The following is a 21,149-nucleotide window of genomic DNA, read 5'->3' as shown; positions in this document are numbered from 1 at the left end:
ACCTCACTGAACGGCGATTACTCCTAGTATGGCACTGCCAGCACAGTAAAAAGCTGCCAAGCTGTAAGATCGATCGCGCCACAAGACATTCGTCTCTAAACCGTAAGTTGAAAAATTAGTATAAACTCCCCAAAAGCCCGTTGCTACCATTAACCGCACTTCCGACGGAATAGTCGCCACCCGCTCAAAAGCGAGGGCGATCAAAAAATCCCGTAGCCAAGCAACCCGTGATGTTAATAAAAAAAGTTCCGTAGGGAAAAGCCGTACCGAAACGATTGGCAAACCACAAGGTGATATAATACGTGATCAAAGCGCCGGCAACGACACCTAAACTAATTGCGATCGGATGGCGGAGATTCGGGTGTTGCAGCATACAGCTATTGAAGATTTGCTAGTTGAAATTAATCTAAATTTTACCTTCAGCCGAATCATGTAAAGTATTGTATAATTAAATTGGCGATCGCTCTGGCTGTTTCTAATTAAAATATATAGAGAGTATTTATGCAAATTGTGCTAGTCGCCGTAGACGATGATTTAGTTAGAGCGTGGGAAAGCACTTGCGGTAATATAGAAAATGTCAAGATACACCGCGGCTCAATCTTTGATGTGAAATGCGATGCTATTGTTAGTCCGGGAAATAGTTTTGGTTTCATGGACGACGGTTTAGATTTAGAAATTTCGGAATATTTTGGAGGGCAGGTTCTTGAACGCTTGCAAAAACTAATTCAGGCTAGACATCACGGGGAACTCTTAGTAGGAATGGCAGAAATTGTAGATACCGATCATGCTGATATTCCCTATTTAATAGCTGCACCAATTATGCGCGTTCCCACAGTTTTAAGAGAAACAGTGAATGTTTATCTAGCAACCCGCGCTATTTTGACTCTCGTAAAATTTGGCTCAGTCCCAGATGGAACGCCAGTCAAACATATTATTGAAACTATCGCTATTCCCGGCATGGGTACGGGAATGGGCAAAGTGCCGCCACATATCTGCGCTAATCAAATGAAAGTTGCGCTCGAAGATATCCTCTTATCTCAATACGAATTTCCTCAATCTTTACTGCACGCTCAAAGATGTCACCACTTGTTATATACCGACGATATCCAAGATTGGTAGTTGCAAAATTGAAACTATTAAATTTGCCAGTTTTATTGTGTTGAGAAACAAAGTTTAGTGGTGTGTGTTTTTTTAGGTATAGAGACTTATAGCAATCCTTGCAGGGGTCGTAATTTTTTTAGCCCACCCCAACCCTCCCCTAACCCGCAGGGAGAAAGTAAAAAATTCACCAATGATGCGAGGATTGCTATATTACAAATTTAAGTGCGCTAAACCGTACCTGCAAGTTGGCGGTATCCTACACACGAGAGCAACTTTGATAGATATAATCTAATAGAATAGAACTGAGATCATTCCAACTAGGTAAGCGCGGATACAAAAGTTAATAAAGCTGGAACAAGAATTGCCTAGTTCTTATTAGATGCCAGAGTTCCTGCTGGCGCTACAGGTACAAAGTCTGTATTCAGGGACTGTGAGATTTTTTGAAAATGTTTACTACCACAGGAGAAGATTGATATGACAGATCAAAAAGTAACCGAGGAACCAATTTTAGAGGCAACTGTCGAAACGACGGAGATCGTCAAAAAAGAGATGCCCGACGCGACTGATGAGGCGATCGCAGAAACTGCGGCGCTGTTTGAAGCAATTAAAAAACGCGCCACCGCCGAAGTGCAAGCAGCGGGCGAACTCACCCGCGAAGCTTATTTAAAAGCTGTGAATAAGGCATCGGGGGCGATCGAAGAAAATAAGGATCTCGCCCACGAGAGAGTCACAGCAGCAGTCAGCCTGATTAAAAAAGAATCTGAGAAAAATTGGCTGGTGGTGGATGCGATTAAAACGCGGGCGCAAGCGCAGGTGCAAGAGGCCGGCGAAGTCAGTCGCGAAGCTTATTTGAAAGCAGTGCGACAAGCGCGAGAAGCGGTGGAACAAAATAAATTGATCGAACGCGATCGCATCGAACAAGCTGTTGACCACATTCAAACGGAAGCTGAAAAGAATTGGCACGTTATTGTGAGGCAAATTGAGTCGATCGGCACTCGCTTGACGGATGCGGCTAAGTCTGCATGGACAGCACTGACGGCGTTTTTTGACAAGAAGGATTAAACTCAGATAGGACACCATTTTAAAGCACAGGCAAGATGCCTGTTCCACAAAGATTGAATTTTCTTGTGAAACAGGCATCTTGGCTGTTGATATTTAAAGAACAGGCAAGATGCCTGTTCCACAAAGATTGAATTTTCTTGTGGAACAGGCATCTTGCCTGTTCATAAAAGGTTTTGACACTAAGCGCTATAATCAAAAAGCTTTATTTTTAATCCATAACCCCCAACCATGAGAAGTTACTACTGCGGCGAACTGCGAAGCGAACACATCGGAGAGACTGTCACCCTTTACGGCTGGGTGGATCGCCGCCGCGATCATGGCGGGGTGATTTTTCTGGATGTGCGCGATCGATCGGGTATTGTGCAAATTGTCAGCGATCCTGAACGCACCCCCGATTCCTATCACGGGGCTGAGGCTTTACGCAGCGAATACGTCGTTAAAATTACTGGGCGAGTCACCAACCGCCCCGAAGATTCCCTCAACCCGAAATTGCCTACGGGTGAGGTGGAAATTTACGCTGACGAAATTGAGTTGTTAAATGCGGTTCGCAAACAGTTACCGTTTCAGGTGGCGACGGCGGAAAATGAAAGTGTGCGGGAAGATTTGCGGCTGAAATATCGGTATTTGGACTTGCGGCGCGATCGCATGAGTCGCAATTTGCAGCTTCGCCACCAAGTTGTAAAAGCTATGCGCCGCCACCTGGAAGATGTGGGAGGTTTTATTGAAGTTGAAACACCGATTTTAACGCGATCGACTCCTGAAGGTGCGAGAGATTATTTAGTGCCCAGCCGCGTCAATTTGGGCGAATGGTACGCATTGCCGCAGTCACCGCAGTTGTTCAAACAATTGTTAATGGTTTCGGGTTTGGACAGATATTATCAAATTGCCCGCTGTTTCCGCGATGAAGATTTGCGCGCCGACAGACAGCCGGAATTTACACAATTAGACATGGAAATGAGTTTCATGTCTTTAGAAGAAGTTATCGAATTAAACGAAGGTTTAGTCTCCCAGATTTTCCAAAGTGTCAAAGGCGTAGAATTGCCTCGTCCTTTCCCGCGCTTGACTTACGCTGAAGCAATGGATCGCTACGGTAGCGACAAACCGGATACTCGCTTCGGTATGGAATTAGTCGATGTTTCCGATTTGATGAAAGATTCGGGATTTAAGGTATTTTCCGGGGCGGTTGCTGCGGGCGGAATTGTGAAAGTTTTGCCGATTCCGGGCGGGAATGATGCGATTTCTAATGTGCGGATTAAACCGGGCGGCGATTTGTTTAAGGAAGCCAGCGAAGCGGGTGCGAAGGGATTGGCTTACATCCGCGTGCGGGATAATGGCGAAATAGATACGATCGGCGCTATTAAGGATAATTTGACGGAAGCACAAAAACAGGAATTGCTCGATCGCACCGGCGCGCAACCAGGTCATTTGTTGTTATTCGCAGCGGCTGATGTGATAACTGTCAATAAGACTTTGGATAGATTGCGTTTGTTCGTCGGTAACGAATTGGGATTGATTGACAAAGACAAGATGAATCTGCTGTGGGTGACAGATTTCCCGATGTTTGAATGGAACGCTGACGAGAAGCGTTTGGAAGCATTGCATCACCCGTTTACTGCGCCGCATCCTGACGATATTAATGATTTGAAAACTGCGAGAGCTCAAGCTTACGATTTGGTGTTAAACGGTACAGAAATCGGCGGCGGTTCTCTGCGGATTTATCAGCGGGAAGTTCAGGAAAAGGTGTTTGAGGCGATCGGCTTATCGACTGAGGAAGCTTACAATAAGTTTGGCTTTTTGTTGGATGCGTTTGAGTATGGAACTCCGCCCCACGGAGGCATTGCTTACGGTTTGGATCGGTTGGTGATGCTGTTGGCTGGTGAGGAATCTATTCGCGATGTGATTGCGTTTCCGAAGACGCAGCAGGCGGGTTGTTTGCTGACTAATGCGCCGGCTGGGGTGGATGAGAAGCAGTTGAAGGAGTTGCAAGTGCGATCGACTTATACGCCCAAGTCATAAGGGCGATCGGGACTTAGGCGAAGCCGATGTGTCATGCTGAGAGAAGCGAAGCATCTCGCTGGATGCTTCACTACACTGCATTTTGTTCAGCATGACAGACACGATTCTGCGTCCTGGACTGTCATTGAGTCAAAACTTTGGCTGATACTGTATGCTATAGTTACATTCCACGTCTTTAGACTAAAGACGCTATAATTATCATAATCGAAAATAGGTAAAAACGATGTCAACAGTTTATCGTTTAAAAGCCAGCGAACTCAATCATCATTTTTTAGAACAAATCAAGGCGACTTTTGGAGATAAAGAGATTGAAATAATTGTTTCTGAGTGTGATGAAACTGAATATCTTTTGAAATCAGAAGTCAACAAAAATAGACTTTTAAAAGCTATTAAAAATGTTAACGAGCGGCAAAATTTAGTTGAAGTTAACTTACAGAATTTGCAATGAGCAGAAGAATTGTTTTTGAATCTTCTGCTTTTGCAGATTTTAATGAATGGGCAAAATTAGACAAAAAGATTTATCGCAAAATTGTAGAATTGATTAAAGATATAGACCGATCGCCCTTTGAAGGATTGGGCAAACCTGAACCTCTGAAATACGAGTTAAGTGGTTTTTGGTCTAGGCGCATTGATAACGAACATCGTTTAGTTTACCAAGTTACGGAGCAAGAAATTGCGATCGCGGCTTGTAAGTATCATTACACTGAATAGATGTGATTGCGTTTCCGAAGACGCAGCAGGCGGGTTGTTTGTTGACAAATGCGCCGTCTGGTGTGGATGAGAAGCAGTTGAAGGAGTTGCAAGTGCGATCGACTTATACGCCCAAGTCATAATTATGAAACACCTTGACAATTTAACCATTCATAGGTTCCGAGGCCTGCGAGATTTAACCTTGCAGGACTTGGGTCAAATCAACATATTGGTTGGTGGGAATAACTCAGGTAAAACCAGCGTTTTAGAGGCGATATCAACCTATTGTCGCCCCTTAGATCCGCTGGAATGGCTGAACACATCGTGGCGGCGAGAGATTAAATCTTCCCGTAAACCCCAGCTAGATGCTCTTAGATGGCTGTTTCCTCAAAACAGTGAAGTCTCTCATGTCCATGTCTACGAAGGAGAAACTTATGTTTCAAGTACTGGCGATTTTCCTGTAACAGAATTGAGAGCAATTTACCGAGAGTTTGAAGGAGTTTCGGAGTTAGGCGAGGCAGAAAATAGCTCAGAATTTCAACTAGAAATTGAGGAAATAGAATTTGACAATATTCTCCGAGGTGCTGAGTTAGAACTCAAAGTAGCAACAACTTTTAGCCCTCATGAATTATCACTAAGTTTTGAAATTTGGGAAAATCAGCGTTTTGTTAACAGAAAAAATCGCTCGACGGCGGTACTACCAATTGATACAGTAACACCGTTTTCTCACCGAATAGAACAGTTACAAATTAGCTTGCTGTCAGAAGTTATTTTGTTGGGTATTAAGCCCGAAGTAATAAAATTACTGCAACAGATGGATTCAGAAATTACTGATTTAGTAATTTTGTCGCCAACTGGCAAACGTCCCAGCCTCTACATCGATCACAAACGTGTAGGTATTTCGCCGCTTAGTGCTTTTGGTGATGGAGTGCGACGTTTGCTGTTCATTGCTTTAACACTGGTAAAAGTGGAGGGTGGCGTTTTATTAATTGACGAGATAGAAACAGCAATTCATACGGTCGCACTTGGCAGTTCCTTTGCTTGGATTGTGGATTGGTGTCAGCGATTGGACGTGCAGTTATTTGCAACTACCCACAGTTTAGAAGCAATTGATGCGATGTTGGAGGCTAGCGATTCCGAGACAGATTTAGTTCTTTATCGTTTGGAAAAAAAGGAGTCACAAACTAAAGCAATCAGACTTGAACGGGAAAGACTGCACAGATTGCGGGAGGATTTGGGTCAGGAGGTGCGCGTGTGAAATACGCCATTATTGGAGTAGAAGGACCTCACGATCAGGCATTTACAGGCAAGGTTCTCAAGCTTTTGGGTTTTAAAGATTTTAGAGAAGAGTTGAAAGGATTAAAGTCCGATTTAGACCCCTTCTGGCGCAAGTTTATTCCCGTTTATCCCAAAAAAGGAAACTTGTACACACGTCTTAATATGCCTTCTATTCTGTTTAATGATACTATCTCAGTCGCAATTTATGCAGGTGAAGGAAGCAATCTTGTGACTAATTTGGATGACATTTTATTCGCAAATTCTGAGTATCAAACAAATTTGGCAGCATTCGGGATAGTTGCCGATTGCGATAAATCAACTCCCGATCGCCCTGGTGTTGTAAATACCAATAGCCCGCGTACAGGAGTCTATGTTTTGCCAGATAACGCTTCGCCCGGTGTTTTGGATACTTTGCTGTGTGAGTGCGGACAGATAGCTTATCCCACGTACATGGAGAAAGCTAGTTCCTATCTAAATGAGTTTTCTGAGTCAGATAGAAAATTTTTAAAGTGGAAAAATTTTGATCGAGAAAAAGCTTTAGTTGCTACTGTTGTCAGCGTTCTCAAACCCGGCAAAACTAATACAGCAAGTATTGCTGATAATAATTGGGTGAGCGAACAGACGCAACAGCAGGTTCCTGCTTTGGCAAATTTTATTGAGTTTTTGAGGCAACTTTTGGAAGTGAGTTAATGGTCGATCGCACTTCTGGAATTCGTGCGATCGCCCTCAAAGATTACTCTTTCCAGTAACGGGTTAAAATCCGAATTACCTCACCAGCTATCGGCGATGGTAGAGGCGGGCTCCATTCCCCAACTTCAGCAAAACCTAAAACGTGCAACAGATTAACGATGCTGTCTACCGCTTTGGGAACGCCACACAACAGCAAACGAATCGGTTTTTTACCTTGAGGTACATCAGGAATTTCTTCCCGGAGCAGTTCGGGAACTGATTTTGGCTGTGATATCATAGGTATTCCTCCTGAATATGGGAGTTCAAGCCCCCACCGAACGATTGCAACTCTGAGCGGTGGGGGTTTTGTGTTCACTCTAAAGTATCATGGTATGCACTCCGAGTCAACCCTTGAGGGTGAAATTGATACTGTAGAGGTCAAAAAAAGGTACAATAGGGCAGTAAAAGCACAAATAACAGCCTTGCCAGCAAAACTCCCCAGAATAGTTGTATATCTTCCAGAAGAACTTAAAGCAGACCTAGAGCGGTTAGCCAAATCGCATTATCGGCCGGTCTCGAATATGGTGTTGACATTAATTCAAGAAGCAGTAGATGAGGCTAAATCTGAGGGGAGAATTCAAAGCGACGATCGATCGCAGCAACAGAAAAGCGACAGCAACGAGCAAGACTGATTTTGGTAGATTAACAATGCTGTCTATCGGTTTGGGAATCCCCCAAATCAGCAAACGAAAGAGAGGTAATTGCTAAGACTAAAACACTTAACGTAAGGCCTAAAATCGCATAACTCGGTAGTGAAAAAATAGTTACTTTAAACAAATAAGGCAACTCCCCCCCCTTCCAGTTCCACCGCTTTCCTAGAAACACCAACAGCCCGCCATGAATCACAGCGGTTTGCACCAGGACACAGCCAACGCCCAATAACCAAACCGACATTCTTTGCCTAGAGAAGGCACAACTTTTAATCTGAAAACATAAATCATTCAGCAAAAAAACCACCGCCGGTGCTAACATCACAGAACTGGTTGGCTGTGAATAGTTGATAGCAATACTCAAAGTGGAAATTAGCACCATTTCAGATAAGTCAACTTTTTTTGACCAAGCATTGCGAGATTGTTTTTTGTAAAAATACCAACTCACTAAACCAACTAGCAGCAGAATAATCAAGTTAGAAAATAGCTTCGCCACGAAGGGACTATCGGGGAAAAATCTCGGTCCCATAACCCTTAAATCAAGGCGACTGATAGAAATATAAGGATTATTCGATGGATCATTGAGCCAGAGTGGAAATCCACGAGTCGCATCCTGTATAAATCCTGTCAAGGAATTGCCCGTTACAGCTAGACCTATAACTGCCAAAAAAGTTGCCGTGATTATAGATATACAAACTAGCTTCAACCGTCTTTTGATTAAAAAATAAGGAATAAACAATATAAGTAAAGTAGGTTTAAAAAGTGCAATTCCTAATAAAATTCCTGCAATTACATCCTGATTTTTTCTAGCATAAATAAACATCCATAACAGCAGAACCGCAATAAAAGTTGCCACATTGCCAACTTGAAGATCGAAGACAAAACCGTAGAGGAATGCAACTGATATACTACAAATAGTCCTCAAAGCTCGTGAGTGCGACACCAACAAGATATTCGCTCCCCATAAAACAAAACCTGTGGCAATAAGATGCAGCCAAGTCCAGATTGTGAATGCAGTCTTCATCGGGAAATAGCCCAAAAACCAGAGGGGAGGAATGATATTAGGTGGATAAACAAAAGATGGAATAAACCCACACACTTTTGTGATGCTACAGAAACCGCTGTTAAACACCTCGACATTAAAGGGACTCAAATGCTGATGGGCTAATTTACTCGCTACATAAAACCACTTAAAATCCCAGTAAGGCGGATCGGGCCGATTAGTCAGATTGTAAACCAACCAACCAGTATAGCTGAGAAATCTGGTGAGAACTAATACAATAACTGCTTGCAAAATAAAGTTAACGATAGGTTGACGAAAAAACTGAGTCAACCTTTGGATCGCAGGATGTTTTAAAAACAAAGAATCTTGCCATGCGATTTTCTCGCTATCTAATCGCCAATTAAAATTGAGAAACAAAGCGACTATAATTAAAATAATTACATTCCAGAATCCCAAGCTAATCATAGTAAATGATTTTAATAAATTTACTTTTTGATAATATCACAACCAGAAATCCTCAACTAAAAATCAGTATTTCAACCTAAAAAATTGACTTTTGTTCCCCCTTTCAACCTAACTCTCTCTTCTCTCTTTTCTCTGCGCCCTCTGCGGTTAGAAAAAAAATCTTATTCACAAACGAAATAGCATTGCTATCTAAAAGCCCGATCGCACTTTGGCCCCTTGTAACCCTGTTCACCCCCAAACATTTGCGTTAACCTAGTTGACTACAACTTGTACCGCACTCCCCAACTAAATTCATGCTTCCCCGCATCAAAGAATTAGCCGCCACCCTAGCACCCCGCTTAATCGAAATTCGCCGCCACATCCACTCCCATCCCGAACTCAGCGGGCAAGAATATCAAACCGCCGCCTACGTAGCCGGAGTTCTCGCTTCCAGCGGAGTCCGCGCGATCGAAGGAATCGGCAAAACAGGAGTGCTCGGCGAAATCAAAGGCAACAGCAGCGAGTCCCGGTGGCTGGCAATTCGCACCGATATGGACGCTTTGCCGATTCAAGAACGCACAAACTTAGAATTTGCCTCCCGCAACGAGGGAGTCATGCACGCCTGCGGCCACGACATCCACACCACCGTCGGTTTGGGCGCAGCAATGATATTGTCTCAGCTAGGGGAAAAATTGCCCGGTCACGTCCGCTTCTTGTTTCAGCCGGCGGAAGAGATTGCCCAAGGTGCTCAATGGATGATTAAAGATGGGGCGATGCAAGATGTTGACGGCATCCTCGGAGTGCACGTTTTTCCGACGATTCCCGGCGGTTGCATCGGTATCCGCCACGGGGCCCTGACGGCGGCGGCAGATGACATAGAATTGATTGTGATGGGCGAATCCGGCCACGGTGCGCGTCCCCACGAGGCGATCGACGCAATTTGGATTGCTTCTCAGATAATTACCACTTTGCAGCAGGCAATTAGCCGCACGCAAAATCCTTTGAGGCCACTGGTTTTGACGATCGGGCAAATTAACGGCGGACGAGCGCCGAACGTAATTGCCGATCGAGTAAAATTATTGGGAACCGTGCGATCGCTGCATCCCGAAACCCACGAAAAACTGCCGGCTTGGATCGAACAAATTGTTTCTAGCGTCTGCGCGACTTACGGCGCTAAGTACGAACTCACCTACAAGCGCGGCGTGCCCGGAGTCCAAAACGACCCCAAACTCACGCAATTAGTAGAAACTGCGGCGGTAGAAGCTTTAGGTCGATCGCGCGTCCAGATTTTACCAGAACCATCCCTCGGCGCGGAAGATTTTTCGATGTACTTAGAACACGCACCGGGAACCATGTTTCGCTTAGGAGTGGGACTGACTGACAAACCCAACTATCCCCTCCATCACCCGCAATTTGAGGTTGATGAAGCGGCCATCGTCACCGGCGCTGTCACCTTGGCCTATGCCGCTTACCAATATTGGAAACAGCAAGTAAGTAGGTAAACTCGCTTTCATTGAATTACCCGTAATAAGATTGTGGGGTGGGTAATGGCTCAAAATTGCTTGATGTAAAGTTTATTTGCGCCTAGCTGCTTAACAGAATTCTGGCAATTAAACCAGCTTATCTTCGGCAATTCCCCTATAGCAGCGGCCAAATGTGCTAACGTACAATCAAAAATCCCCCAATTTCAACTATCGCGAGACAGATAACCGTGTTCGCTCAAGCACCTCCAACTCCCAATTACAAATGGTTTAGCTGCATTTCTAGCACTGTTTTCACCGCATTGTGCCTGTTACCTCTTTTCAGCGCTGCGGCATACGCCCAAAGTCCCCAAAATAGACCGATCAAAATTGGCGTGGTGCAGCGGTTTGGCACGAAAGCAACCGACAAACTGACGCTGAAAGCATTACCGGGCGACAGCTTAACTTTGCGTTACAAAACTCCTCAAGGGATAGAAACCAAAACTGCTGCTAGCGTCAAGTTAGAAATAGCCCCGAAACCGCTGGAATCGCCCTTAGTAGAAGAACGAGTGGTACTAAGTTCTCACCGCAGTTTTGAGAGTGCGGAAGATAGCGCCAATCAGTGGCGCGCCCAGGGAATTGAAGTAGAAATTGCTCAACCTTTGCGCTGGCAAGTTTGGGCGAAAAGAGATGTTTATAACTCTCCTTTGGTGCGGCGCTGGCTGTTGCAAAGTTTGCAAGCTCAAGGGAACACAACAGCTTTTTTGGATTCCAAGGTTTTTAAACAAATACCCCAGGCATTTTGGGTTTTAAATGGCTTTCGTTTCAACCGCAATGAGTTGGATGTGACGGCCGGGAAAAATGTGATTGAGGTATTGGAACAAACCACCCAAGAGGCGACAGCTACTGAACCGGAAAAAGCTATTCAACAAACTCGCCGTTATGGTGGGAATTTGCGCCTGCAAAAAAATGCTTACGGCACTTATACTTTAGTCAATGAAGTGCTGACGGAAACTTATTTGCGGGGTGTTGTTCCTCACGAAATTGGGGCTTTTTCGCCTTACGCTGCAATTGTCGCTCAAACTATTTTAGCCAGAACCTACGCCCTCAGAAATTTGCGCCGGTTTGCTGTGGATAATTATGAGTTGTGCGCTGATGTTAACTGCCAAGTTTATCACGGTTTGACGGAGGTTTACCCGCAAAGTGATAAGGCGATCGCCCAAACGAGCGGTTTGGTGCTAACTTATCAAAATCAGCTAGTAGATGCCCTCTATTCCGCGTCTAGCGGCGGTGTGACAGCGACTTTTGGCGATGTGTGGCATGGCGCGGAACGTCCATATTTGCGATCGATCGTCGATTCCCCCAATAATGTCTGGGATTTGTCCAAGCAGAGTTTGTCTGACGAAAACAATTTCCGCCGCTTTATCAGTTTGGAAAAAGGGTTTAATGAGGAAAAAGAAGACACTTTTCGGTGGCGCGAACCAGCTTCTTTGACGGCGATTGGTGGATTTCTCAAACAGTATCTTCAGAAGAAACAGCACCCGCTGGCTAATTTGAAAACTGTCACTCAGGTGGAAGTGGTAGAAAGGTCGCCTGCTGGTCGAGTTTTGAAAATGAAGGTTCAAACTGACTTGGGCCCGATTGATATCGACAAAGACGAGATTCGCAATGCTTTTTACCCGCCGATTAGCACGCTTTTTTACCTAGAACCCATTTACAATCCAGACAAAACTCTCAACGGTTATGCTTTTGTCGGAGGCGGTTTCGGGCACGGGGTGGGAATGAGTCAGACTGGTTCTTACAATTTAGCTAATTTGGGCTGGAATGGATCTCGAATTCTGGGCTTTTATTTTCCCGGCGCTCAAGTTGTCCCACTCAGCGATAACATTACATTTTGGCGCGAATAGTCGATCGAAGTCGGTCTAAGAGTCGGCGATTTAATTCGCCACTAAACAAACAAAGTCCGCCTTTGCGGACTCAATATTAGCCGTAAAACTTTTAGATTTTAGACTTGGTATTCTAGATTGGTTTCACAGTTAATCTAAAATCTGCCATCTAAAATCTAAAATTATTTGGTCAGCTATCTGCTCAAACAGCTATGAATTCATAGCTGGGAGTGAGAGACTGCTGGCGGCTTTGTTGCAGTGTTAGACACAGAAACCCGGTTTCTTAACATAATTGCGCTATTTCAGCTTAATTCTGGAAACGAGAAACCGGGTTTCTTCGGGTATCACGCAGAGCGCCCCTTCTTAGTAGAGCGCTTCTTCTTGGTGAGTTTCGATCGTACAGTCAGACTTGGGATAGGCGACGCAGGTGAGGACAAATCCGGCCTCGATTTGGTCATCGTCCAAGAAAGATTGGTCGGATTGGTCAACTTCGCCTTTGGTGATTTTGCCGGCGCAGGTGGAGCAAGCTCCAGCGCGGCAAGAGTAGGGGAGGTCGAGTCCTGCTTCTTCAGCAGCATCAAGAATGTAAGTATCGTCATCAACGTCAATGGTCTGGTTAATTCCTTCGGCTTCGCTGATGAGGGTAACTTTGTAAGTTGCCATGCACTAAATCCTCTCAAAAATTCAACAAGATTGATAATTTTTCCTAATGCAACCTTCAAGGCTCTATTAGCTTTGAGGTTAGGTGTTAGGTTCGTTCCCTCTATGATAGTAGGGGATAGAAGGGAGGTTGACACACTTATTTACAAAACATTTGAATGGGATTAGTTATAACTTTTTCTAATTTCATCTTGATTACTTATACCTATCTTGGGTTCAGCCTTGTGATACTGTTGCCGCAAGACTTGCGCTAAATAATCCGCTTTCTAGGAAAAATCCTGTTTTGAGCCCTACAGCACAAAAACCACGTTGTTGGTATGCGGTGTGTCGATCGAGTTTCAGCAAGACTTGCTGCAAGGCAAGTCCCAGCAGGCGGTGAAATGTATAGTTAGATCGCATCAAGACTTGGGTGTTGAAGGCTCGATCGCATAAATCGCACCACAACCACAGCTTAAAATCGGGGCGATGGAACCCTAAACCCCGGCAGCGCAAGTCTGTAACTATCTAAAATCTTAAATCTCAAATCCCATGACTAATATTGATACTCGCTTTGGTTCTTCGGTTAATTCTCCAATTCGCGTGGGGATTGTGGGTACTGGTTTTGCCGCTAAGTTGAGGGCCGAGACAATTCAAGCTGATGGGCGATCGCACTTGGTAGCGGTTGCGGGCCACTCCCCGGAGAAAACCGCAGCATTTTGTCAAGGGTTCGGGGCAGAAGCTGCGGTTTCCTGGCGCAAGCTAGTAGAAAGAGACGATTTAGATTTGGTAATTGTCTGTACGGTGAATCGGGATCACGGGGCGATCGTCCTGGCAGCCCTAGAAAATGACAATCACGTTGTGGTGGAATATCCTCTATCTTTAGACGTATCTGAAGCAGAAAGGGCGATCGAACTTGCCGCCCAAAAGCAAAAACTCCTCCACATCGAACACATCGAACTGTTAGGTGGTTTGCACTCCTCAATCAAAGAATCTTTGCCATTAGTCGGTAAAGTTTTTTACGCCCGCTACATTACTATTACTCCTCAACATCCAACGCCGCAACGGTGGACTTATCAACATTCCCTCTTTGGCTTTCCGTTAGTTGGTGCAATTTCGCGACTGCACCGATTTACCGATTTGTTCGGGGAAGTGGCAAGCGTTAACTGTCAAGCTCAATTTTGGGACAGTCAGCCGGATTTCTACAAAGCTTGTTTGTGCAACGCACAGTTGCGCTTTGCCAATGGCCTTGTCGCTGAAGCTGTTTATGGAAAAGGAGAGACTTTTTGGCAGTCGGAAAACATTTTTACCATCTACGGAGAAGCAGGAACGCTGGTTTTCACTCCCGAATCCGGTCAATTAATTCAGGGAGAAAATCGGCGCAACCTCAAAGTAGGAACACGGCGCGGCTTGTTTGCCAAAGACACCGATATGGTGTTGGAATATTTGTCAAACGGTACGCCTCTGTACGTGGACAATGCCAGTAGCTTGTACGCTTTGAAGGTGGCAGATGCTGCGAGGCGATCGAGCGAGACTGGGCAAACTATCGCCCTTAAGAATTCGTAAAAAACTAGCCAACAGGAGGTTGTTTAATTGGGAATAAATCGCTTATAACTCATAAAATATTGGGACAACTCAGCTAAAAGTGCTGCTCAGCAAATCCGCAATCTGTCGATCGATATTGGTCTGGTGAAAACGCCGACTGGCCATATAGTAGGCCGATTGGGCGATCGCGATCGTATACTCAGGCTGGTTATGACAGGTATTAATAACAATAGTGCTATAAAAGTAATGATGGCGATGGAGCTCGCCGAAACCGCCCTGCGTTATTAATAATCTTCATAACGTTTAAAAGGCTGATGGCTCCTACTGTTCCGACTTGTGGCGGAAGGGTAGGATGGTGCGGATGCCTCGATCGATCTTTCCCCTACAAGTCACGTTCATCCATTCAGCTTCAAGGTGGCGTGATGTTAGAAAGTATAATCTGGATTTTATTAATGGGCTTTTTTGTCGGGCAGATTGCTCGACGGCTGAAAGCTCCAGCACTGGTAGGTATGGTGCTGGTGGGCATTTTATTAGGCCCGCAACTGGGAAATATCATTAGCCCAGAGGTTTTGGGCGCAGCGAATTCCCTTCGCACCATTGCCGTGATGGTAATTTTGATGAAGGCGGGGTTAGGACTCGATCGCGAAAAGCTATCCCAACAGGGAACCGTGGCGCTGCGATTAGGCTTTCTGCCTGCAGCTTGCGAGGCTATCGCCATTGCTGTCGCTGCGATGTGGCTACTTCAGTTTGATTTTTTGACGGGGCTACTGCTAGGCTGCATCATTGGCGCGGAATCTCCAGCAGTAATTGTTCCCGGAATGCTGCGGTTAAAAAGTCTAGGTTGGGGAGTAAAAAAAGGAATTCCCGATGCGATTCTGACGGGAAGTGCCTTGTCAGATGTATTGCTGTTGCTGGTGTTTAGCCTACTGCTAGCATTTCTGTCCCAAGGGAAAGCTACAGCCATTACCTTACTGGGAGGAATCACCCTCAGCCCTCTGCAATTGCTGCCATTTCAAATCATCATCCAAATTACCTTGGGGGTGCTTTTGGGATGGGTGACTGCTCGAATTTTGGTGTCACTATTAGTCAAGCAAAACTGGACTCAAACTGCGGTTCAGGACTCCCTAGTGGCTGCTGGCTTTGCCCTAGGGCTGGTAGTATCAGCCGAACATATTCCGGTTTTCTCTGGCTATTTAGCTGTCATGGCGGCAGGGTTTTTCCTGATTGAGTTGGATGCGCCTTTAGCACGAAGATTGCGAGGTGGCTTTGATAGTTTGTGGACGATCGCCGAAATTATTTTGTTTGTGCTGCTGGGAGCCAGTATTCAACTTAATGTATTAGGCAATACCTTGCTGGTTGGTTTGCTGGTGTTGGCGATCGGGACTCTGATTGGGCGATCGCTCGGTTGGTATCTTTCCACTTTAGGTAGTAATTGGACTGGGAAAGAACGGCTGTTTTTGCTAGCAGGAAATTCCGCTAAGGCAACGGTACAGGCGGCAATTGGGGCAATTCCCCTAGCTCAGGGCATTGCTGGTGGCGAGACGATTTTGGCGATCGCAGCCCTCTCAATTTTAGTAACCGCTCCCTTGGGTGCTTGGGCAATTCCCACTTTTGCCCCCAAACTATTAGAAAAAGGCGAAGTTGACCCTACCAAAGTAGCTATTTCCGGTCGTCCAGTTTTTCTCGCAGCAGTAGACGCTTCCCCCCTAACAACAGATGTTTTAACTAAGGCCGCAGACTTAGCTCGGCGCAGTGATGGGGATGTGATTGTTTTGTATGTGGATAATGTGGGATATCCAAGCACAAACTTACAATTACAACAACAAGCACAACGAATATTATCAGATATTCGCTATGAGTTCCTGAGTCTTTCTGGTACAGTTCCAGAGGAGATTATCCGCGTGGCGCAAGCTCGGCAAGTGGCATATATTGCGATCGGGAAACGAGGGCATCAACCTTGGGAAGAAGTGCTAGTAGGTTCGGTTTCTCAAGCCGTCTTAGAAACCAGTCCTATTCCTGTCATCTTGGTGGAATCTAGTTACAAGTAATACCAGATATCGGTTTTATATCCCCTTGATCCTCTTCTCCCCTCTCTGTGTCCTCTGCGCCCTCTGCGGTTCATAATCAAGGCGGTCTTTAACGCAAATTTAGGCTCGCTGCGATCGAGCCTAAATTTATCCAAAATAATTATTTATTATGAAACCTCTCCCTCAATTTGAGCCGTTCACAATCATTCCGCAACTCAGCAAGTGGTTTATTGTTTCTTGTATCGTTGGTATGCTGTCCGGTCTTGGTTCCGCCGCTCTCCTCGCATCTTTAGAATGGGCAACCAATTGGCGAGAATCTCATTTATGGGCGATCGCCTTACTACCCCTAGGTGGATTCTTCAGCGGTTGGATTTACCATAAATATGGCAAAAAAGTAGAAGCCGGAAATAATCTTTTACTCGAAGAGATTCATCATCCCCAAAGTATTATTCCCTTACGAATGGCTCCTATGGTGCTGTTAGGGACAGATTTAACCCATTTATTTGGAGGTTCAGCAGGTCGAGAAGGGACAGCCCTACAAATTGCGGCATCCCTTGCCGATCAGTTGACTAAAATATTCCACTTTAAACCCAGGGAGCGCCGAATTTTATTAATGGCGGGGATTAGTGGAGGATTTGCTTCGGTTTTTGGAACTCCCTTAGCTGGAACTATCTTTGGTTTAGAGGTTTTAGCGATTGGTACGATTAACCATAATGCTCTTTTTCCCTGTTTAGTTGCAGCAGTTGTGGGCGATCGCATTACCCTAAATCTGGGGTTGCATCATACGGCCTACCGCCACGCTCCGCTTGTACCAAGCATAACTCCAATGGGGCTAATTTCTGCAATTATAGCTGGCATAATCTTTGGCATTGTAGCGATGATTTTTGCGAAACTCACTCATCAAATTAGCCACTTCTTTAAAGCTAAGATATTTTACCCTCCTTTACGTCCGGCCATCGGCGGTGTTATTGTTGCATTGACTGTTTGGGCGATCGGCTCAACTAAGTATATCGGTCTTGGTATTCCTACCATTGTCGATGCGTTTTATACTAAGTTACCGCCTTGGGATTTTGCGGCAAAAATAGGTTTAACGGCGTTGACATTAGGGGCTGGTTTTAATGGCGGTGAAGTTACTCCTCTATTTTTTATTGGCGCCACATTAGGTAATGCTTTGTCATTAATCTTGGCATTACCAGCACCGTTATTGGCGGGCATGGGATTTGTGGCAGTTTTTGGCGGGGCTGCAAATACACCGATCGCTGCTACTTTAATGGGAATTGAACTTTTTGGACTAGAATCTGGGGTGTTTGTGGCGATCGCTTGTGTGATGAGCTACCTTTTTTCAGGTCATGCGGGCATCTATAGCTCACAGCGTCTTGGCGCTGGAAAATACCATTTTATGCCCACTAAAAAAGGGTCTAATTGGGACAATTCCGCCGAGGAAATCGATGCACAATCAGTATCAAATGTCAACAAAATTAATTAGTTTCATGATTTATAGCCTTTTTTTAAAAGATGAGGTATGACTGACCAAGACTTTCAAAAGTGGTACCCGCCACGCGATTTATCCGTGGGATCGATCCAAAATCGAAAATCCTTGCGTCCCCCGAATTTATCTCGCGCAAGTCAATCCTTGCATCTCAAATCTAAAATCGCGCAATCGAATGACAGCTTATACAACCACTAAACTAAGAGGGCTGAAGCCCAACTACGTACCTCCTCTTTCTGAGAACCGCTATACATTAATAGCAGAAGCTATTGATTTTTGGCTTGTAGTCACGTCAGCGCGAGCGATGATTTTTATCTGCCAAGTTCATCGCCCTAACGAATTATTTGATTGTTGTGCAGCAAGATATCAATACTTGAAATTATTTGCGGTATAACTCCTCCGCAATGCCTTCCTGGTTGCCACGTTCAATCATATCTACATGACACCTGAGTGCTGTTTAGTCTAGTGTCCGGTGAGTAAATAAAGCGATCGCCCAAACAAATCTTTTTTTAGGTAAAATGACAGCGATCGCCTATTTCCGCCTCATAAGCTGTTGTGCATTTAAATTGTATATTTCTTTTTGGGATCGAACAGTCGTCAAATCCGATCCCCATCGGACCTACTCCCCCTCTCCCTCTCTAATACCATAGGCAATCTAGATGCAACACAGCTTAGTTATATTCCAGTTAATTTAGGCAGACCAAGCTTCGCGAAAGTCAGCATAGAGGGTCAATCCACCATCAATATAGAGCGTTTGTCCCGTAATGTAAGCAGCTTCATCTGATGCCAGAAAGGCAACAGATGCTGCTATTTCCTCCGATGTGCCTGCCCGTCCCATTGGGATATGGCTTTCAACCACTGCCTTTTGTTCTGGATTGTCAGTCCAGCTTTCATTAATCGGTGTAATCGTCGCACCGGGCGCAATAGCATTGACGCGGATGCCTCGGTTTGCGTATTCCAACGCTAGGGTTTTAGTCAGATTTCCCATGCCACCTTTGCTGATGGAATAGCTGATATACATCGGGCGGGGAATGATTTCATGCACACTTGAAATATTGATAATTACCCCAGATCGCTGCTGCTCTAACAGATGCTTAATGGTTTCCCGCGCACAGAGATATGCACCTCGCAAATTGACTGCAATCACGCGATCGAATTCATCGGTTGGCACTTCATGGGATGCGCTTTCTGTTTGAATCCCAGCATTATTAATCAGGATATCCAGACTACCAAATTTATCAATGACACTCTTCACCATACGAAGGATGTCGTCTTCTTTGGAGACATCTCCCTGAACTAATAGCGTTTCAACCCCGCATTCCGAGGCTTGTCCACAGGCTTTTTGCAGAGCTACTTCTTCAGTATCTTCTGCCTCTTCTAAGCTTTTGCGATAGTTAACGGCAATGTTGCAACCTTCTTGAGCGAGACGAATGGCGATCGCCTGGCCAATACCTGAACTCGCTCCAGTAATTAGTGCGTTTTTTCCCTTTAAACCTTTCATAATTGCTCTCCCAGAGATTTACAACCAAATATCTTAACCGAAACCTCAAGGAAACTAGCTTCAACATCAACCAGAAGGTTGTTCTGTCTTTTCGCCACGCATTTCATCAATCTTCAGAAGACCGATCGCCATGCCCGCGATCGGGAGGGAGCATCTCATATTGGTAAAAACACTTATTCTGGCTCTTTCTTTCTTCTTCTTTCCCCGCAGCAAGAGAGCCTCAAAACTCCTGCCTCAAAACTCCAATTGCTAGCTTTGCTGCTTCTTGCATTGAGATGCTCCCACTGTTATGTACCTTATTGATTTGATTGATGCTTATCTAATTATTGAAGTTTCCATGCAATCAGACCGATAAGCGCAATCAGACCTAATGCTCTACGAAAGTAATTAACGCCTTGAAATAATTCTTCCCAAGCCCAAGTAAACAAAGACCCAAAGGCTACTAGCTCCAACCCTAAATTAATTTTACCTGTTGTAACAATCAGCGTTAGTAAACTAGCTACAATCCCGACACTCAATGGTAGATTTGGCATCTGAGCTATAACTATTTTGCCTTCGCTGTCGCGGAATGTGCGATCGAACAATGTGTTTTCCATGAGTTTATCGTGTCAATGCAATAAATAGAACTAGGTTAATATTCAATCAATACTGCGGCTTTTTGAGAAGAATACTACAAGCTTGAGAGGGCAAGGACTATAAAAAAGTCGAATTAAATGCAAGTCAGGAGTGGAGATGACATTGATTTAATTATCGACAGTGGCTCACATTCCTAGAAAATCAGCCATTGGGCCGTAGGAAAACTGTCGGCACTATTGAACAGTGAAATATGGAATTTATGCTGGACAAAGTTTTTTTGATTCCTTATCATGAATTTATTCGGTTTGTTTTCCCATCATTTTAAAGATTTTTTAAGGTTGAGAGGGTATTTTTATAGTAAAATTAAAAAATTTAAATATCATCTCTCGCTTGGAAGAGTTTAGAGTAAAAGGTAATCTATAATTGGATAGACATTATCGTTTCTCTAGTATCGCATCGAGAGCGATCGACTTCATCTCAAATCCAAGGTCAGCAATTCACCGAAAAACGAGCGAGAAGCCCCTGGCTTTAGACATGGGGAGGAAAGCTGCAGCGACGACCGTCGCCTAAAAATGCTTGCACAGAGCCGCAAGGATATAATATGTTAGCGATTAAGAACAACCATCTACGTGTTGAAACATTGGCATTCGCCAGTTCTCGATCGTCCATTTCTGCCAGTTGCTTCCCATTGGTGATGGCCTTGCTTGAAAATAGACTCTGCGGAATCTTTAACATAAATCGTGTGGCGATCGGCCAGTTCTCTTGACTGATGCAAGGTTGCCATATAGCCTTTCTCAAAAAAATGAGGTATGACTGACAGCTTATATAACCATTAAACCAAGAGGGCTAAAGCCCAACTACGTACCTCATGTTTCTGAGAACTGCTATATATTGAAACTGCGACTCAAAAGGAATTGTATTTAGTCGCGATTGTTTCTGCTTTAATTCTTAAATAAGGAATGAGAATTAAATAACTTTCACAAGTTTGTGGGATGGGCGTCCCGCCCGTCTTTTTTGGACGGGCGCTTAACGAGTGTTTTACAGCCCTGTAAAATT

The 21,149-nt window shown here is 44.7% G+C and carries 21 protein-coding genes and 1 riboswitch; of the genes, 13 read left to right on the top strand and 8 right to left on the bottom strand.

Annotated features, from left to right (window positions below; genetic code table 11):
* Positions 1–3 precede the first annotated feature (3 nt).
* Together QUA43_RS16355 and QUA43_RS16350 are read right to left on the bottom strand one after the other, a co-directional pair.
* A complete protein-coding gene (locus QUA43_RS16355; protein ID WP_333375277.1) occupies positions 4–204 on the bottom strand; it encodes a CrcB family protein in 201 nt (66 codons plus the stop codon).
* Positions 185–373, bottom strand: a complete 189-nt coding sequence (locus QUA43_RS16350; RefSeq protein WP_333375275.1) for a hypothetical protein — start codon at positions 371–373, stop codon at positions 185–187. Before QUA43_RS16350 ends, QUA43_RS16355 begins: the two co-directional genes overlap by 20 nt.
* Before the next feature lie 128 nt (positions 374–501).
* On the opposite strand from QUA43_RS16350, the gene QUA43_RS16345 reads away from it, so the two are divergent.
* The 7 genes from QUA43_RS16345 (at position 502) to QUA43_RS16315 (ending at position 6,837) form a co-directional block, all read left to right on the top strand.
* Positions 502–1,119 carry a macro domain-containing protein gene (locus QUA43_RS16345; RefSeq protein WP_333375268.1) on the top strand — a complete coding sequence of 206 codons (618 nt, stop codon included), beginning with the start codon at positions 502–504 and terminating at the stop codon, positions 1,117–1,119.
* 456 nt (positions 1,120–1,575) lie between these two features.
* Positions 1,576–2,163, top strand: coding sequence for a hypothetical protein (locus tag QUA43_RS16340; RefSeq protein ID WP_333375266.1), 588 nt, complete (start codon positions 1,576–1,578; stop codon positions 2,161–2,163).
* Between the two features lie 228 nt (positions 2,164–2,391).
* On the top strand, positions 2,392–4,179 hold the full coding sequence (aspS, locus tag QUA43_RS16335) for an aspartate--tRNA ligase (RefSeq protein WP_333375265.1): 1,788 nt from the start codon (positions 2,392–2,394) through the stop codon (positions 4,177–4,179).
* Positions 4,180–4,402: 223 nt separating this feature from the next.
* The gene (locus QUA43_RS16330) at positions 4,403–4,627 is read left to right on the top strand and encodes a hypothetical protein (protein WP_333375263.1); all 225 of its coding nucleotides are present in this window, start codon (positions 4,403–4,405) and stop codon (positions 4,625–4,627) included.
* Positions 4,624–4,890 (top strand): Txe/YoeB family addiction module toxin, encoded by a 267-nt coding sequence (locus tag QUA43_RS16325; protein ID WP_333375261.1) that lies wholly within the window; start codon positions 4,624–4,626, stop codon positions 4,888–4,890. Before QUA43_RS16330 ends, QUA43_RS16325 begins: the two co-directional genes overlap by 4 nt.
* A 124-nt stretch (positions 4,891–5,014) precedes the next feature.
* On the top strand, positions 5,015–6,127 hold the full coding sequence (locus QUA43_RS16320; protein ID WP_333375260.1) for an AAA family ATPase: 1,113 nt from the start codon (positions 5,015–5,017) through the stop codon (positions 6,125–6,127).
* Complete coding sequence (locus QUA43_RS16315) at positions 6,124–6,837, top strand: DUF3226 domain-containing protein (protein WP_333375257.1); 714 nt, start codon at positions 6,124–6,126, stop codon at positions 6,835–6,837. Before QUA43_RS16320 ends, QUA43_RS16315 begins: the two co-directional genes overlap by 4 nt.
* Positions 6,838–6,880: 43 nt before the next feature.
* On the opposite strand, the gene QUA43_RS16310 is transcribed toward QUA43_RS16315, so the two are convergent.
* Entirely contained in the window at positions 6,881–7,114 is a 234-nt protein-coding gene (locus QUA43_RS16310) for a hypothetical protein (RefSeq protein ID WP_333375256.1), read from the bottom strand.
* Positions 7,115–7,298: 184 nt separating this feature from the next.
* Between QUA43_RS16310 and QUA43_RS16305 the strand changes: the two genes are divergently transcribed.
* Positions 7,299–7,508, top strand: coding sequence for a ribbon-helix-helix domain-containing protein (locus tag QUA43_RS16305; RefSeq protein ID WP_333042524.1), 210 nt, complete (start codon positions 7,299–7,301; stop codon positions 7,506–7,508).
* Positions 7,509–7,518: 10 nt separating this feature from the next.
* Here the strand turns inward: QUA43_RS16305 and QUA43_RS16300 are convergent, their stop codons facing one another.
* Positions 7,519–8,994: a glycosyltransferase family 87 protein gene (locus QUA43_RS16300; protein WP_333375253.1), complete on the bottom strand. Its 1,476-nt coding sequence runs from the start codon at positions 8,992–8,994 to the stop codon at positions 7,519–7,521.
* Between the two features lie 293 nt (positions 8,995–9,287).
* On the opposite strand from QUA43_RS16300, the gene QUA43_RS16295 reads away from it, so the two are divergent.
* Positions 9,288–10,475, top strand: coding sequence for a M20 family metallopeptidase (locus tag QUA43_RS16295; RefSeq protein WP_333375251.1), 1,188 nt, complete (start codon positions 9,288–9,290; stop codon positions 10,473–10,475).
* Between the two features lie 209 nt (positions 10,476–10,684).
* The gene (locus QUA43_RS16290) at positions 10,685–12,340 is read left to right on the top strand and encodes a SpoIID/LytB domain-containing protein (RefSeq protein ID WP_333375249.1); all 1,656 of its coding nucleotides are present in this window, start codon (positions 10,685–10,687) and stop codon (positions 12,338–12,340) included.
* A 342-nt stretch (positions 12,341–12,682) separates the two neighbouring features.
* Here the strand turns inward: QUA43_RS16290 and QUA43_RS16285 are convergent, their stop codons facing one another.
* Complete coding sequence (locus tag QUA43_RS16285) at positions 12,683–12,982, bottom strand: ferredoxin (protein ID WP_190663602.1); 300 nt, start codon at positions 12,980–12,982, stop codon at positions 12,683–12,685.
* Between the two features lie 525 nt (positions 12,983–13,507).
* Here QUA43_RS16285 and QUA43_RS16280 point away from each other — a divergent pair.
* The 3 genes from QUA43_RS16280 to QUA43_RS16270 all read left to right on the top strand — a co-directional run bounded on the left by QUA43_RS16280 (position 13,508) and on the right by QUA43_RS16270 (position 18,013).
* Positions 13,508–14,521 (top strand): Gfo/Idh/MocA family oxidoreductase, encoded by a 1,014-nt coding sequence (locus tag QUA43_RS16280; RefSeq protein ID WP_333375248.1) that lies wholly within the window; start codon positions 13,508–13,510, stop codon positions 14,519–14,521.
* Between the two features lie 221 nt (positions 14,522–14,742).
* Positions 14,743–14,831: riboswitch (Fluoride riboswitch) on the top strand.
* A 91-nt stretch (positions 14,832–14,922) separates the two neighbouring features.
* The gene (locus QUA43_RS16275; protein ID WP_333375359.1) at positions 14,923–16,548 is read left to right on the top strand and encodes a cation:proton antiporter; all 1,626 of its coding nucleotides are present in this window, start codon (positions 14,923–14,925) and stop codon (positions 16,546–16,548) included.
* A 148-nt stretch (positions 16,549–16,696) separates the two neighbouring features.
* Complete coding sequence (locus QUA43_RS16270) at positions 16,697–18,013, top strand: voltage-gated chloride channel family protein (protein WP_333375245.1); 1,317 nt, start codon at positions 16,697–16,699, stop codon at positions 18,011–18,013.
* A gap of 694 nt (positions 18,014–18,707) precedes the next feature.
* On the opposite strand, the gene QUA43_RS16265 is transcribed toward QUA43_RS16270, so the two are convergent.
* The 3 genes from QUA43_RS16265 to QUA43_RS16255 form a co-directional block, all read right to left on the bottom strand.
* Positions 18,708–19,517 (bottom strand): glucose 1-dehydrogenase, encoded by an 810-nt coding sequence (locus QUA43_RS16265; protein ID WP_333375244.1) that lies wholly within the window; start codon positions 19,515–19,517, stop codon positions 18,708–18,710.
* Between the two features lie 323 nt (positions 19,518–19,840).
* On the bottom strand, positions 19,841–20,113 hold the full coding sequence (locus tag QUA43_RS16260; RefSeq protein WP_333375241.1) for a hypothetical protein: 273 nt from the start codon (positions 20,111–20,113) through the stop codon (positions 19,841–19,843).
* A 605-nt stretch (positions 20,114–20,718) separates the two neighbouring features.
* Entirely contained in the window at positions 20,719–20,877 is a 159-nt protein-coding gene (locus QUA43_RS16255; protein WP_333375238.1) for a hypothetical protein, read from the bottom strand.
* Between the last annotated feature and the right edge of the window lie 272 nt (positions 20,878–21,149).

Origin of the sequence: Microcoleus sp. N9_B4, assembly GCF_036701635.1 — a bacterium.
GTDB lineage: Bacteria > Cyanobacteriota > Cyanobacteriia > Cyanobacteriales > Microcoleaceae > Microcoleus.
The sequence above is the reverse complement of the archived record's forward strand: the minus strand, read 5'-3'. Positions and strand labels throughout refer to the sequence as shown.

Excerpts from the sequence above, each read along its gene's own strand:
- QUA43_RS16350 (WP_333375275.1), bottom strand. The coding sequence starts at position 373 with ATGCTGCAACACCCGAATCTCCGCCATCCGATCGCAATTAGTTTAGGT.
- QUA43_RS16345 (WP_333375268.1), top strand. The coding sequence starts at position 502 with ATGCAAATTGTGCTAGTCGCCGTAGACGATGATTTAGTTAGAGCGTGG.
- QUA43_RS16340 (WP_333375266.1), top strand. The coding sequence starts at position 1,576 with ATGACAGATCAAAAAGTAACCGAGGAACCAATTTTAGAGGCAACTGTC.
- aspS (WP_333375265.1), top strand. The coding sequence starts at position 2,392 with ATGAGAAGTTACTACTGCGGCGAACTGCGAAGCGAACACATCGGAGAG.
- QUA43_RS16330 (WP_333375263.1), top strand. The coding sequence starts at position 4,403 with ATGTCAACAGTTTATCGTTTAAAAGCCAGCGAACTCAATCATCATTTT.
- QUA43_RS16325 (WP_333375261.1), top strand. The coding sequence starts at position 4,624 with ATGAGCAGAAGAATTGTTTTTGAATCTTCTGCTTTTGCAGATTTTAAT.
- QUA43_RS16320 (WP_333375260.1), top strand. The coding sequence starts at position 5,015 with ATGAAACACCTTGACAATTTAACCATTCATAGGTTCCGAGGCCTGCGA.
- QUA43_RS16310 (WP_333375256.1), bottom strand. The coding sequence starts at position 7,114 with ATGATATCACAGCCAAAATCAGTTCCCGAACTGCTCCGGGAAGAAATT.
- QUA43_RS16300 (WP_333375253.1), bottom strand. The coding sequence starts at position 8,994 with ATGATTAGCTTGGGATTCTGGAATGTAATTATTTTAATTATAGTCGCT.
- QUA43_RS16295 (WP_333375251.1), top strand. The coding sequence starts at position 9,288 with ATGCTTCCCCGCATCAAAGAATTAGCCGCCACCCTAGCACCCCGCTTA.
- QUA43_RS16285 (WP_190663602.1), bottom strand. The coding sequence starts at position 12,982 with ATGGCAACTTACAAAGTTACCCTCATCAGCGAAGCCGAAGGAATTAAC.
- QUA43_RS16280 (WP_333375248.1), top strand. The coding sequence starts at position 13,508 with ATGACTAATATTGATACTCGCTTTGGTTCTTCGGTTAATTCTCCAATT.
- QUA43_RS16275 (WP_333375359.1), top strand. The coding sequence starts at position 14,923 with ATGTTAGAAAGTATAATCTGGATTTTATTAATGGGCTTTTTTGTCGGG.
- QUA43_RS16270 (WP_333375245.1), top strand. The coding sequence starts at position 16,697 with ATGAAACCTCTCCCTCAATTTGAGCCGTTCACAATCATTCCGCAACTC.
- QUA43_RS16265 (WP_333375244.1), bottom strand. The coding sequence starts at position 19,517 with ATGAAAGGTTTAAAGGGAAAAAACGCACTAATTACTGGAGCGAGTTCA.
- QUA43_RS16260 (WP_333375241.1), bottom strand. The coding sequence starts at position 20,113 with ATGGAAAACACATTGTTCGATCGCACATTCCGCGACAGCGAAGGCAAA.
- QUA43_RS16255 (WP_333375238.1), bottom strand. The coding sequence starts at position 20,877 with ATGGCAACCTTGCATCAGTCAAGAGAACTGGCCGATCGCCACACGATT.